Genomic DNA, 12461 nt, shown 5'->3' with positions numbered 1-12461 from the left:
GTCCTAAGGCCCCTCAGTCCCATTCCAGGCCGCCGCGCCGCCATACGTACGCGTATGCGACGAAGACGGTGAGCACGAAGAGCAGCATCTCCACGAGCCCGAAAATCCCCAGGGCGTCGAAGGTGACGGCCCAGGGGTAGAGGAAGACGATCTCGATGTCGAAGACGATGAAGAGCATCGCCGTCAGGTAGTACTTGATGGGGAAGCGCCCGCCGCCGGCCGGCGTGGGGGTCGGCTCGATACCGCACTCGTAGGCCTCGAGCTTGGCGCGGTTGTACCGCTTCGGACCGATCAGCGTGGCCATGACCACGGAGAAGATCGCAAAGCCTGCCCCGAGGGCTCCCAGTACGAGGATGGGCGCATACGCGTTCACCGCTCCTCGCTCCTCTCAGTCGGCGCTGACTGCTGGCGGTTGCATTGGTGCACTGCGCTCCCTTCCGCCTCACAGGCCTCACGAGCCCCCGCCGTCCCGGGCGAAGATCGAGAACATGTGAAGCAGGTCACAAGCCCAGTTGCCACGCATCTTATGCCCGCCACTCTGTGATCTGCGACACGGGGTATTGCACGAGCTTTGTGATCTCCACCACCTGACGAAGGATCATGAAGTCGGATGATGAGTGATCTTCATACGCGAAGCGTTCAGTTGATCACGAGAAGTGACATTCTCGCTCGTCATCGCAGGCCGGAGGGTGCGTCTCAATATCAAGAGAGTTCCGCTGCATGCAAATTGGTGCTGGACGCAGGTGCCTGATAGAGGGGCGCGTTCACACATCAGGGTGAGGTGCGGGGTGCGATGTGGACGCGGATCCGGCGCGTGCACGCGTTCACGAGCTCCTCGCGCACGGGACGCCGCGTTTCCGGTGACCGTTCCGTGACCTCCACCACATCGATGAGAGGCCTCTGAGAACCGGGCTTGGCCAATGACCGCAACAAGTGGTAAGCGCGGGGCAATTCGGGCGAAATGATCAAAGACCGTGATCAAGCCCTTGATCACGGGCGTCCACAATGTCCGTTACGGCGTCAATAAAGAGCGACACGCCCGGGATTCCAGGTCTCGATTGAGCAACTGTGGCGCAGCACACGTTTCTTGAAGATATGAAGGAGCCCCTGATACCGGTTGTTCCCATGTCCCACACCGCTCACATACGCAGCCACCGGAAGCCCCGCCGCAGCGCGTCGACCCTCGCGATGCGGGCCGGAGTTGCCGGTGGCGTCCTCAGCACCCTGGCAGTCGCCGGGGCGTCCGGCTCGGCGAACGCGGCCGAGCCGGTGACGCAGACCCTCGAACTGCCCACCCTGACGGCCGACCTGGCCGCCCAGGCCGCAAAGTCCGCGGACGCCACCCAGCAGGCCGCCGCGAACTACCAGCTCCAGGCCGAGCGCGACGCGGCCGCCGCAAACGCCGCGAAGCAGGCCAAGGCGGACCTCGCGGAGGCCAAGCAGAAGGCCGCCGAGGCCAAGAAGAAGGCCGAGGAGGCCGCCCGCAGGGCCGCCGCCGATCGTGCCTCGCGCAGCGCGGCGCGCACGACGCTCGCCGCCACGGACACCGGCAGCACCTCCACGAGCACGGCGACCGGTTCAGCCGCGTCCGTCATCTCCTTCGTGAAGGCGCAGATCGGCAAGTCCTACGTCCTGGGCGCCTCCGGCCCGAGCGCCTACGACTGCTCCGGCCTGGTGCAGGCCGCCTTCAAGCAGATCGGCGTCAGCCTGCCGCGCGTCTCCCAGGACCAGTCGACCGCCGGCACGCAGGTCTCGCTGAGCAACCTGCAGCCGGGCGACATCCTCTACTGGGGCAGCGCGGGCAGCGCGTACCACGTGGCGGTGTACGTCGGCGACGGTATGTTCGTCGGCGCGCAGAACCCGTCCACCGGCATCGTCGAGAAGCCGCTGTCGTACGACCCGCCGACCGGCGCCGTGCGGGTGCTCTGAGCGCACCGCACGTCTCCCAACGCGCGTAGGGCCGCAGCCGCTCGGGGGCAGCGGCCCTTGCGTCGTTCCCGGGGCGCCAGAGGCCCCGTCCTGACAAGCTCTGTTCGGGCCGCCGTCCGGCGGTCCGTCCATGAGCGAAGGAGACCGCGTCATGCCACGCGTGTTCGTACAGGGAAGGCCCGCCGACTACTACCCCCGCCACGCGCCCGAGGCCGGGCGCGGCACGGTTCGCCGGATCAGCGAGGTCGGCGAGGAGGTCCTGCACAAGCCGTGCCGGGACGTCACGGAGTTCGGGCCCGACCTCGCCGCACTCGTCGACGACATGTTCCTCACCCTGTATGTCGCCGAAGGGGCGGGACTTGCCGCGAATCAGGTAGGGGTCGATCTGCGGCTGTTCGTGTACGACTGCCCCGATGACGACGGAGTCCGGCATGTCGGGCACATCGTCAATCCGGTGCTCGAAACGCCCACGAGCGGGCGACGGTTGCTGGACGAGGGCGAGGGCTGTCTGTCGGTTCCGGGTGCCGTGATGGCCGTACCGCGGCCGGACCGGGCCGTCGTACGCGGGCAGGACAGGGACGGCAACCCGATGGTCATCGAGGGCACGGGGTACTTCGCGCGCTGCCTCATCCACGAGACCGACCACACCAACGGGTACATCTACCTGGATCGGCTCTCCAAGCGGGAGAAAAGGGACGCGCTGCGGCAGATGGCGGACCGGCGGGAGGAGGTGTTCGCCCGCCGGGCCGCCAGGGCCGAGGAGCTGAGCCCGGCCCGGTAGGGACTCACGCCTTCGGGGCCACCTTGCTCAGGCCGTTGATGATCCGGTCCATGGCGTCGCCGCCCGTGGGGTCGGTGAGGTTCGCCAGCAGCTTGAGGGTGAACTTCATCAGCATCGGGTGGGTGAGGCCGCGCTGGGCCGCGATCTGCATGACCTTCGGGTTGCCGATGAGCTTCACGAAGGCGCGGCCGAGCGTGTAGTAGCCGCCGTAGGTGTCCTTGAGGACGCGCGGGTAGCGCTGCAGGGCGATCTCGCGCTGGGCGGGCGTGGCCCGCGCGTGGGCCTGGACGATGACGTCGGCGGCGATCTGGCCGGACTCCATGGCGTAGGCGATGCCCTCGCCGTTGAAGGGGTTCACCAGGCCGCCGGCGTCACCGACGAGGAGCAGGCCGCGCGTGTAGTGGGGCTGGCGGTTGAAGGCCATGGGGAGGGCGGCGCCGCGGATCGGGCCGGTCATGTTCTCGGGGGTGTAGCCCCAGTCCTCGGGCATGGAGGCGCACCAGGCCTTGAGGATTTCGCGCCAGTCCAGCTCCTTGAAGGAGGCGGAGGTGTTCAGGACGCCGAGGCCGACGTTCGACGTGCCGTCGCCCATGCCGAAGATCCAGCCGTAGCCGGGCAGCAGCCGGTCCTGGGTGCCGCGGCGGTCCCACAGCTCCAGCCAGGACTCCAGGTAGTCGTCGTCGTGGCGAGGGCTCTCGAAGTACGTCCGGACCGCGACGCCCATCGGGCGGTCCTCGCGGCGGTGCAGGCCCATCGCGAGGGACAGGCGGGTGGAGTTGCCGTCGGCCGCGACCACCAACGGAGCGTGGAAGGTGACCTCGAGCTTCTCCTCGCCCAGCTTGGCGGTGACGCCGGTGATACGGCCGGTGCGGTCGTCGATGACCGGGCCGGAGACGTTGCAGCGCTCGTACAGCCGCGCCCCCGCCTTCTGGGCGTTGCGGGCGAGCTGCTCGTCGAAGTCGTCGCGCTTGCGGACGAGTCCGTAGTTCGGGTAGGAGGCGAGTTCCGGCCAGTCCAGCTGGAGGCGGGAGCCGCCGCCGATGATGCGCAGGCCCTTGTTGCGCAGCCAGCCGGCCTCCTCGGAGATGTCGATGCCCATGGCGACGAGCTGCTTGACCGCGCGCGGGGTGAGGCCGTCGCCGCACACCTTCTCGCGCGGGAACTCGGTCTTCTCCAGGAGCAGGACGTCGAGGCCGGCCTTGGCGAGGTGGTACGCGGTCGTGGAGCCGGCGGGCCCCGCGCCCACGACGATCACATCGGCGGTGTTCTCGGAGAGGGGCTCGGTCTCGACGGTCACGGCGGGATCTCCCCAAGTTCGAAATCTGTGTGCCGACCGGCACTGGACATGGGCAGTCTATTCAGCAGAATTGATCACCCGGCTGAAGGGCTGCCCTGTGAACCGACCCCTCCCCGCGGTACGGCTGCGCGTTCCCACCCATGAGGACGCGATCGCCTGGCACCGGGTCTTCGACGACCCCGAGGTCATGGAGTTCTACGGCGGCAGAGCGGCCGCGCTGTCGGTCTACGAGGAGCTCACCGCGCGGCAGCGGCGGCACGACGCCGAACTCGGCTTCTGCCTGTGGACCATGCTGGACGAATCCGGAGAAGTCATCGGCTTCACGGGAGCGCAGCCCTGGCAGCCGGACTGGGGCCCGGTCGGCGAGATGGAGATCGGCTGGCGGCTGGGCCGCGCGCACTGGGGCAAGGGGTACGTCACCGCGGCCGCGCGCGAGACGCTGCGGCGGGTGGGAGCGGCCGGGGTCAAGGAGGTGGTGGCGATGGTCCGGCCGGGCAACAAGCGGTCGATCGCGGTGACCCGGCGGCTCGGCATGCGCCCGGCGGAGACCTATCCGCATCCCAGCCTGGACGAAGACGCCCTGTGCTTCCGACTGGACGTCGAGCACACAGAGTAGTCGTCTGTCACAGAAAGACACCGGCTCCTTCCGGCCGCGTCGCGCGAGAGTTACCCTTCCAGTACCGCTGGGGGTGACATCTGTGCGCATAACACCCAAAACACCCGAAGTGCGTGTGCCACGGCTGGTCGGGCTGATGGCCGTGGACGCGCGCGAAACCGCCCAGGCACAGGGCCTGTTCCTCAACGCGCCGGACCGCCCGGACTTCCACCTCGCGGTCGTCGACTACGTCGTACGCCAGTACCCGCAGCCCGGCGCCGAGGTGCCCCGGGACTCCATGGTGTACGTGTGGTTCGACTTCGGTGAGGGAGAGGGCGGCGGAGGCGTGCGCGAGCCGCGCATCCCGCGGCCGCCCAGGGGCGGACTGCAACGCGAGCTCGGTGAGCCGGGGGACGCCTTCGAGACGATCAACCGCTAGGCCCCGGAAGAAGGCCTCAGCTCTCCTTGAAGCCGCGGTGCAGCGCGACCACACCGCCGGTGAGGTTGCGCCAGGCCACCTTCGACCAGCCCGCCTTGCGCAGCCGTGCGGCGAGGGCGGGCTGGTCGGGCCAGGCACGGATGGACTCGGCGAGGTAGACGTACGCGTCCGGGTTCGAGGAGACCGCCCGCGCGACCGGCGGCAGCGCCCGCATCAGGTACTCGGTGTAGACGGTCCGGAAGGGCGCCCAGGTCGGGTGCGAGAACTCGCAGATCACCACCCGTCCGCCGGGCCGGGTCACCCGGTACATCTCCCGCAGGGCCGCGTCCGTGTCCTGGACGTTGCGCAGCCCGAAGGAGATCGTCACGGCGTCGAAGGTGTCGTCCTTGAACGGCAGCCGCGTCGCGTCGCCGGCCGTGAACGGCAGCCAGGTGTGCTTCTTCTTGCCGACCTGCAGCATCCCGAGCGAGAAGTCGCACGGGACGACGTACGCGCCCGTGCGCGCGAAGGGCAGCGAGGAGGTGGCCGTACCGGCGGCCAGGTCGAGGACCTTCTGCGCGGGGCGCGCGTCGACCGCCTTCGCCACCTCCTTGCGCCACACCCGGTCCTGCCCGAGCGACAGGACGTCGTTCGTCAGGTCGTACCGTTCCGCCACGTCGTCGAACATCGAGGCGACTTCGTGCGGCTGCTTGTTCAGGGAAGCGCGGGTCACCCGCCCATTCTTGCAGCCCGGGTTCACGCGGCCACGCGCGGCTCAGCGACGCCGGTACACCAACCGCCCGCCGATCACGGTCGCCACGCAGGTGCCGGCGCCGCGACGGACCAGTTCGGCGCGGTCCGCGACGTCGAACACGGCGAAGCGGGCAGGGCCGCCCGGGACGAGCCGCGGCAGCAGGATCAGCGGGGTCGGGGACAGCGCCGGCGGCCCTGGAAGGCGGTCGGGCCGCTGCCCCACGGCGAGCCCGGCCCTGCGCACCGCGTCGACCGCGGCCCGCGACCGCAACTCCCCGGCCACCGCCACGGTGCCGTGCGCCAGCATCCGCTGTACCCCGCGTCGCGCGCTCGCACCGAGGCGTGCGGGATCGCCGCGGAAGATCTCCCTGGCCCGCGCCCCGCCGATGGGCTCGGTGCCGAGGATGTCGGCCTCGCGCGGGTCGGGGTGGTAGGTGGTCTCCAGCAGCTCCGGGCCGTACGGGTTCAGCAGCCCCGGGGTGAGGATGCCGGGCCAGCGCCGTACCCTCGCCCGGGGTGCGGCGGCGGCCAGTTCCTCGTACGGGCCGACGGCGGCGACGGACGCACCGTCGACCAGAACAGCCGCCTCGGGAGACCGCTCGGCGAAGTGAAGTGTCAGCACAGTGGGACGGGTTGGACTAGTTGGACGCCAGCAGCTTCAGTTCCGGGTGGGCCGTGCCGCCCTCGATCGCCGTCGAGGAGATGTGGGACATCACCCGCTCGTCGACGGGGTCGTTCGCCGGGTCGTCGTGGACGACCAGGTGCTCGTACGTCGTCGAGCGCTGCGCGGGCACCCGCCCCGCCTTCCTGATCAGGTCGATGATCTCCAGGCGGTTGGAGCGGTGCTTGGCGCCGGCCGAGGAGACCACGTTCTCCTCCAGCATGATCGAGCCGAGGTCGTCCGCGCCGTAGTGCAGCGACAGCTGGCCGACCTCCTTGCCGGTGGTCAGCCACGAGCCCTGGATGTGCTGGACGTTGTCGAGGAAGATGCGGGCGATCGCGATCATCCGCAGGTACTCGAAGAGGGTGGCCTGGGTGCGGCCCTTCAGGTGGTTGTTCTCGGGCTGGTAGGTGTACGGGATGAAGGCGCGGAAGCCGCCCGTACGGTCCTGTACGTCCCGGATCATCCGCAGGTGCTCGATGCGCTCGGCGTTCGTCTCACCCGTGCCCATCAGCATGGTGGAGGTGGACTCCACGCCCAGCCGGTGCGCGGTCTCCATGATCTCCAGCCAGCGCTCGCCGGACTCCTTGAGGGGCGCGATGGCCTTGCGGGGGCGCTCGGGGAGCAGTTCGGCGCCCGCGCCGGCGAAGGAGTCGAGGCCCGCCTGGTGGATCCGGGTGATGGCCTCCTCGACGGACACACCGGAGATACGGGCCATGTGCTCGACCTCGGACGCGCCCAGCGAGTGGATCACCAACTGCGGGAAGGCCTCCTTGATGGCCCGGAAGTGCTTCTCGTAGTACTCGACGCCGTAGTCCGGGTGGTGGCCGCCCTGGAACATGATCTGGGTGCCGCCCAGCTCGACCGTCTCCGCGCAGCGGCGCAGGATGTCGTCGAGGTCGCGGGTCCAGCCCTTCTCCGTGTCCTTGGGGGCCGCGTAGAAGGCGCAGAACTTGCACGCCGTGACGCACACGTTCGTGTAGTTGATGTTCCGCTCGATGATGTACGTCGCGATGTGCTCGATGCCGGCGTACTTGCGGCGGCGTACGGCGTCGGCGGCGGCGCCCAGCGCGTGCAAGGGGGCGTCTCGATAGAGGTCGAGCGCCTCCTCGGGCGTGATGCGTCCGCCCGCTGCGGCTCGGTCGAGCACGGACTGGAGGTCGGCCTTCTCGGTCACCGGGCGTCCCTTTCGTCAGGTTCGTCAAGGGGGGTGTGGACGGACCGAACCAGCCTACGCCAGCGCTTTCACCGCACGGACGTCAGACCGCGTACGCGCCGATCAGCAGCCCGGCGAAGGCCCCGGCCAGCAGGAACGGCCCGAAAGGGATGGCGGTCTTCCGGCCCGCCCGCCGCACGGCGACGAGAGCACCGCCGTACAGCGCGCCGAACAGAAAACCGGCGAAGGCGCCGAGCAGCACGGTGGACCAGCCGTACCAGCCGAGTACGGCACCCATGCCGACGGCCAGCTTCACATCGCCGAAGCCCATGCCGGCCGGGTTGATGAGAAACAGCATGAAATAGCCGGCACCGAGGGCCAGAGCGCCGTACAGCGCGGTGAGCCAGTGGCCGGCGTGCTCGGGCAGCAGCGCGACGAGGCCCAGCAGGGCGAGGGCGGCCGCGGCGAGGGGCAGGGTCAGCGGGTCGGGCAGCCGCTGCACCCGGAAGTCCACCACGGCCAGCAGCACGCCGACCGGCGCGAGCAGCAGCCAGACCGCCAACTCCGGCCGGGTGCCGGTCGCGACGGCGAGAGCGGCGCAGGCCAGGGCGGTGACGAGGGAAGCGGTGAGGGCGGCGGGGGGTAGGTCCGTACGGCGGGCCGCCGCCCCGCAGGCGCCGCACGCGATCCGGCCGAGCCAGCCGCGGAGCAAGTGGCCGTCCGGGCAGCGGTCCCGCCAGGGCTCACCGGACGGTACGGCGAAGCGGTAGGCGGCGCGGGGCAGCAGCCCGCCCGCCAGCGCGCCCCACAGCGCGGCGACGGCCGCCAGCGCCCCTGTGCTCATCCGGTCCCCCCGACCCCCGTCGCACGCACCGTGCTCATCCGGCCTTCGACAGGCGTGCCACCGGGTTGCCCTCGGCCGCACTGTCCGAGGTGAACCTCAGGTCGTCGCCGACCGGAGTCAACTCGACCTGGTGCGGGGTGGGCACGCAGTGGCCGGGGTTGTCCTTGGCGCCGGTCGAGGTCGCGAGGACCTGGGTCTTCGTCACCTTCTTCAGGGTGAGGACGTCGGTACACACGCCGCCGATCTGGTCGGTCTGCCGGAGCCGTCCCAACTCCTGTCCCACGGCGGCCTGATGGACGGTGAGCCGGAAGGTGCCCTCGGGCAGATTGCCGCCGAGGCCGGTGGCCTGTCCTTCCCAGGTGCCGAGGTAGCGGGCCGGGATCGCGCCGGGCCCGGAGCCTGTGACGGGGGCGCCGGTGGAGGCATCGGTCGGCGCCGGGGAGCGGGCGGGGCCGCTGCCCGCGCTCTTGTCGCTCCCGTCCTGCCGGGCCCAGGGCTGGAGCAGCACGCCGACGCCCAGGGTCGCCGCGGCCAGCGCACCGGCGACGGCCAGCACCACCGTGCAGCTCAGCCGACGCCCACGGCCGGCCTCGACCGGCGCGGAGGCCGCCGCCACGCTGACGGAGAACCGGCCTGGGGGCACCGCGTCCCGCGGCGCGGGCACGACGGTCGGCGCTCCGGCGGCCGCCCCGTCCACGCCGGTGGCCGGCCCCGGCACCGCTCCGACACCGGTCGGCGCTCCCGAGGGAACCCCGCCAACCCCGTTCGCTGCGGCCGGACCCCCGGAATTCATCACCGGCGCGGGCCCGAAAGCCCCGGCTTCGGTGAACGAGTCGAGCTCCGCAGGAGCAGGGACAGCTACGGCGGCAGAGGCCGGTGCCGCACCCGAAGCAGGCGTCGGCACCGAGGTTCCCGTCACCGCCGGGCTGTCGAAGGGCGCCGGGCCCGAGGGTGCCGTCTCCACCGTGTCCAGGTTCAGGAGGCGTACGGCGCTGCGGCTGACCTGCTCCACCAGGGGGCCCGGCAGCCAGCCGCCGGTGACCAGGCGGGCGGCGCCCTCGGGGGCGAGGCGGTGGCTCACCTCGGCGGGGGTGGGCCGGGAGGCCGGGTCCTTGGTCAGGCAGGCCGCCGCCACCTCGCCCAGCTCACCGCCGAGCGAGCCGAGTTCGGGTTCCTCGTGGACGACCTTGTAGAGCAGCGCGGCCGAGGAGTCGCCACGGAAGGGCGGTTCACCGGTGGCCGCGTGGACGAGGACCGCGCCGAGGGAGAAGACGTCGGCGGCGCCCGTCACGCCCTTGCCGAGGATCTGCTCGGGTGCCATGTAGCCCGGGGAGCCGATCGACACACCGGTGGACGTCAGGGACGCCGTGCCGTCCATGGCCCGCGCGATGCCGAAGTCGATCAGCAAGGGGCCGTCGACGGTCAGCAGGACGTTGGAGGGCTTCACGTCCCGGTGCACCAGCCCCAGTTCGTGTACGGCCGTCAGCGCCTCGGCGAGGCCCGCGCCCAGGGCCCGTACGGTGTGCGCGGGCAGCGGGCCGGTGTCCGCGACGGCCGCGGCGAGGGACGGGCCGGCCGCGTACGCGGTGGCGACCCAGGGCACCGGGGCGTCCGGGTCCGCGTCCAGGACGGGTGCGGTCCAGGCGCCGCCGACCCGGCGGGCGGCCGCCACCTCGCGCCGGAAGCGGGCGCGGAACTCCTCGTCCAGCGCGAAGTGCGGGTGCACGATCTTCACGGCGACGGTACGGCCGCCCGCGCTGCGGCCGAGGTAGACCCGGCCCATGCCACCGGAGCCGAGCCGGCCGAGCAGCCGGTAGGGCCCGATGGTGGCCGGCTCGTCCATGTCCAGCGGCTGCATGACGCGCTCCCCCCAACCCCGCTGCCTCACGGCTCGGGTCCGAACGTCTCCCGGGCAGCAGCCTAGTGAGCCATCCTCACCGCTGCAGCAGGCCCACCTTCACGTCCGCCGGGAAGCCGGTCGTCGGGCCGACGCGGCGGGCGAACTCGGCGACCGCCTCCAGTTGGGGGCTGCCGAAGCTGAAGTCGAGGGTGGTGAAGTACTGGGCCAGGGTCGCCTCGTCGAAGGCCTCCCAGCGGGCCGCCTGTTCGGCGACCTTGCCGACCTCCTCCAGGGAGAGGTTGCGGGAGGCGAGGAAGGCCTCGTGGACCTGGCGGGTGATGTCCGGCTCGCGGTCGGCGTAGTCGCGGCGGGCCGCCCAGACCGCGAAGACGAACGGCAGGCCGGTCCACTCCTTCCAGAGCGCGCCGAGGTCGTGCACTTCGAGGCCGAAGCGGGGGCCGTCGAGCAGATTCGCCCGCAGTGCCGCGTCGCCGATGAGGACGGCGGCCTCGGCCTCCTGCATCATCAGGCTGAGGTCGGGCGGGCAGGTGTAGTAGTCGGGCTGGACGCCGTAGCGCTCGGCGAGCAGGAGCTGGGCGAGGCGGACCGAGGTGCGGGAGGTCGAGCCGAGCGCGACCCGGGCGCCGTGCAGGCGGTCCAGCGGGACCTGCGAGACGATCACGCAGGACATCACCGGGCCGTCGCAGCCGACGGCGATGTCAGGGAAGGCGACCAGGTCGTCGGCGTTGCGCAGGAACTCGACCAGGGTGATGGGGCCGATGTCGAGATCGCCGCGCACGATCTGCTCGCTGAGCTTCTCCGGGGTGTCCTTGGTGAGCTCGAAGTCGAGGAGAGTGCCGGTTCTCGCGAGCCCCCAGTACAGGGGCAGGCAGTTCAGGAACTGGATGTGGCCGACGCGCGGCCGGGTGCGAGAATTGTCCACATCGCGAGACTAGACCCCGCGCTGTACGGTGCCGGGACCGACCCCACCGTGGCCGTGCCGTCAAATGGCCGAGTGGATGTTCAAACATCCGAGTGACGTGATCTTGACCCCTATTGCTTTCGGCTGCCCGGATGCTAGGCTTGCCGCAAGTTGCAGTTTGGTTTCCCTTGCAGTACAGAGCCTGCGGAGCATGTAACCGCAGGCTCTAGTCGTTTTCAGACGTATGCAGTTGTGCAGCACCGTTTCACACTTGCAGGTTCTGGAGCAGGGCAACCCTTTTGAGCCCAAGGAGGGCTTATGGCTACCGGAACCGTTAAGTGGTTCAACGCCGAAAAGGGCTTTGGCTTCATCGCCCAGGAGGGCGGCGGCCCCGACGTCTTCGTTCACTACTCCGCGATCAACGCCACCGGCTTCCGCTCCCTCGAGGAGAACCAGCAGGTGAGCTTCGACGTGACGCAGGGTCCGAAGGGCCCGCAGGCGGAGAACGTCACCCCCGTCTGATCACTGCCTGATCGCAGAACCTGAGAGCAGTACCCAAGGAGCCCCGCGCCGTTCCGGCGACGGGGCTCCTGCCTTGCCCTCCGCCCGCCCCGCCTTTCCCCTCCCCGGCCGTCGATGAATTGTGTACGAATTCTCTAGGTGTGCTGCATGACGAGGACGAAGGTCGTGCCCGGTTCCAGCGCCTCGTACGAGTGCGCCACGTCCCCCCGATAGGTCAGGTAATCGCCGGGCTCCAGTTCGACCTCCTGTCCGGCGGGGCCCGCCTTCATCCGGCCGGAGCCGACGATCAGATGCTCGACCGTGCCGGGGATGTGCGGCTCCGACATGCGGGCCGCGCCCGGCTCGGCGCGCAGGCGGTAGATGTCCCGCCGGGCCCCCGGAGGGCTCGCGGACAGCAGGGTGGCGACGTAGTTCGCCTGCTCCGAGGCGACCTCGGGGCCGTCGCCGGCCCGGATCACCTGGACCTGCGGCGCGGGCGGCTCGACCAGCGCGCTGAACGGCACCCCCAGCGCGACCGCGAGCGCCCAGAGCGTCTCCACGTTGGGGTTACCGCTCGCCGCCTCCAGCTGGGACAGCGTGGACTTCGCGATTCCGGCGCGTTTGGCCAGCTCGGACAGGGACAGTCCGGTGCGGGCGCGCTCGCGCTTGAGCGATGCGGCGATCCACTCCAGCGGAAGCCGGGCGGGGGTCCCGGGAGACGGCTCGGTCATGTCGTTCGCTCCATCGGTACGATCGTTCGGCTT

14 protein-coding genes are annotated in these 12461 nt (G+C 70.5%); 5 read left to right on the top strand and 9 right to left on the bottom strand.

Annotated features, from left to right (window positions below; all coding sequences use genetic code 11):
* Window positions 1–13: 13 nt before the first annotated feature.
* Window positions 14–373: an NADH-quinone oxidoreductase subunit A gene (locus ACFYOH_RS00415; RefSeq protein ID WP_003992243.1), complete on the bottom strand. Its 360-nt coding sequence runs from the start codon at window positions 371–373 to the stop codon at window positions 14–16.
* A 752-nt stretch (window positions 374–1125) separates the two neighbouring features.
* Here ACFYOH_RS00415 and ACFYOH_RS00410 point away from each other — a divergent pair.
* Together ACFYOH_RS00410 and def are read left to right on the top strand one after the other, a co-directional pair.
* Complete coding sequence (locus tag ACFYOH_RS00410; protein ID WP_388619394.1) at window positions 1126–1929, top strand: C40 family peptidase; 804 nt, start codon at window positions 1126–1128, stop codon at window positions 1927–1929.
* 151 nt (window positions 1930–2080) lie between these two features.
* Window positions 2081–2710 (top strand): peptide deformylase, encoded by a 630-nt coding sequence (def, locus tag ACFYOH_RS00405; protein WP_388619392.1) that lies wholly within the window; start codon window positions 2081–2083, stop codon window positions 2708–2710.
* A gap of 4 nt (window positions 2711–2714) precedes the next feature.
* Here def and ACFYOH_RS00400 read toward each other — a convergent pair whose 3' ends face one another.
* Window positions 2715–4007 carry a geranylgeranyl reductase family protein gene (locus tag ACFYOH_RS00400; RefSeq protein ID WP_388619389.1) on the bottom strand — a complete coding sequence of 431 codons (1293 nt, stop codon included), beginning with the start codon at window positions 4005–4007 and terminating at the stop codon, window positions 2715–2717.
* Between the two features lie 97 nt (window positions 4008–4104).
* Between ACFYOH_RS00400 and ACFYOH_RS00395 the strand changes: the two genes are divergently transcribed.
* Both ACFYOH_RS00395 and ACFYOH_RS00390 read left to right on the top strand, forming a co-directional pair.
* On the top strand, window positions 4105–4623 hold the full coding sequence (locus ACFYOH_RS00395; protein ID WP_388619386.1) for a GNAT family N-acetyltransferase: 519 nt from the start codon (window positions 4105–4107) through the stop codon (window positions 4621–4623).
* 109 nt (window positions 4624–4732) lie between these two features.
* The gene (locus tag ACFYOH_RS00390) at window positions 4733–5041 is read left to right on the top strand and encodes a PASTA domain-containing protein (RefSeq protein ID WP_388619384.1); all 309 of its coding nucleotides are present in this window, start codon (window positions 4733–4735) and stop codon (window positions 5039–5041) included.
* Window positions 5042–5057: 16 nt separating this feature from the next.
* Here ACFYOH_RS00390 and ACFYOH_RS00385 read toward each other — a convergent pair whose 3' ends face one another.
* The 6 genes from ACFYOH_RS00385 to ACFYOH_RS00360 all read right to left on the bottom strand — a co-directional run bounded on the left by ACFYOH_RS00385 (window position 5058) and on the right by ACFYOH_RS00360 (window position 11217).
* Complete coding sequence (locus ACFYOH_RS00385) at window positions 5058–5753, bottom strand: demethylmenaquinone methyltransferase (RefSeq protein WP_388619381.1); 696 nt, start codon at window positions 5751–5753, stop codon at window positions 5058–5060.
* 42 nt (window positions 5754–5795) lie between these two features.
* Window positions 5796–6395 (bottom strand): hypothetical protein, encoded by a 600-nt coding sequence (locus tag ACFYOH_RS00380; RefSeq protein ID WP_388619378.1) that lies wholly within the window; start codon window positions 6393–6395, stop codon window positions 5796–5798.
* A gap of 16 nt (window positions 6396–6411) precedes the next feature.
* On the bottom strand, window positions 6412–7611 hold the full coding sequence (gene mqnC / locus ACFYOH_RS00375) for a cyclic dehypoxanthinyl futalosine synthase (RefSeq protein ID WP_388619377.1): 1200 nt from the start codon (window positions 7609–7611) through the stop codon (window positions 6412–6414).
* Between the two features lie 82 nt (window positions 7612–7693).
* Complete coding sequence (locus ACFYOH_RS00370) at window positions 7694–8434, bottom strand: prepilin peptidase (RefSeq protein ID WP_388619375.1); 741 nt, start codon at window positions 8432–8434, stop codon at window positions 7694–7696.
* A 34-nt stretch (window positions 8435–8468) separates the two neighbouring features.
* On the bottom strand, window positions 8469–10292 hold the full coding sequence (locus tag ACFYOH_RS00365) for a protein kinase (RefSeq protein ID WP_388619373.1): 1824 nt from the start codon (window positions 10290–10292) through the stop codon (window positions 8469–8471).
* A gap of 76 nt (window positions 10293–10368) precedes the next feature.
* Window positions 10369–11217: a menaquinone biosynthetic enzyme MqnA/MqnD family protein gene (locus ACFYOH_RS00360; RefSeq protein ID WP_388619370.1), complete on the bottom strand. Its 849-nt coding sequence runs from the start codon at window positions 11215–11217 to the stop codon at window positions 10369–10371.
* Window positions 11218–11514: 297 nt separating this feature from the next.
* On the opposite strand from ACFYOH_RS00360, the gene ACFYOH_RS00355 reads away from it, so the two are divergent.
* Window positions 11515–11718: a cold-shock protein gene (locus ACFYOH_RS00355; RefSeq protein WP_004984723.1), complete on the top strand. Its 204-nt coding sequence runs from the start codon at window positions 11515–11517 to the stop codon at window positions 11716–11718.
* Window positions 11719–11852: 134 nt separating this feature from the next.
* On the opposite strand, the gene ACFYOH_RS00350 is transcribed toward ACFYOH_RS00355, so the two are convergent.
* Window positions 11853–12428, bottom strand: a complete 576-nt coding sequence (locus ACFYOH_RS00350; protein WP_388619368.1) for a helix-turn-helix domain-containing protein — start codon at window positions 12426–12428, stop codon at window positions 11853–11855.
* Window positions 12429–12461 lie beyond the last annotated feature (33 nt).

Origin of the sequence: Streptomyces sp. NPDC007856 (genome assembly GCF_042868225.1) — a bacterium.
Classification (GTDB): Bacteria; Actinomycetota; Actinomycetes; order Streptomycetales; family Streptomycetaceae; genus Streptomyces.
The sequence above is the reverse complement of the archived record's forward strand: the minus strand, read 5'-3'. Positions and strand labels throughout refer to the sequence as shown.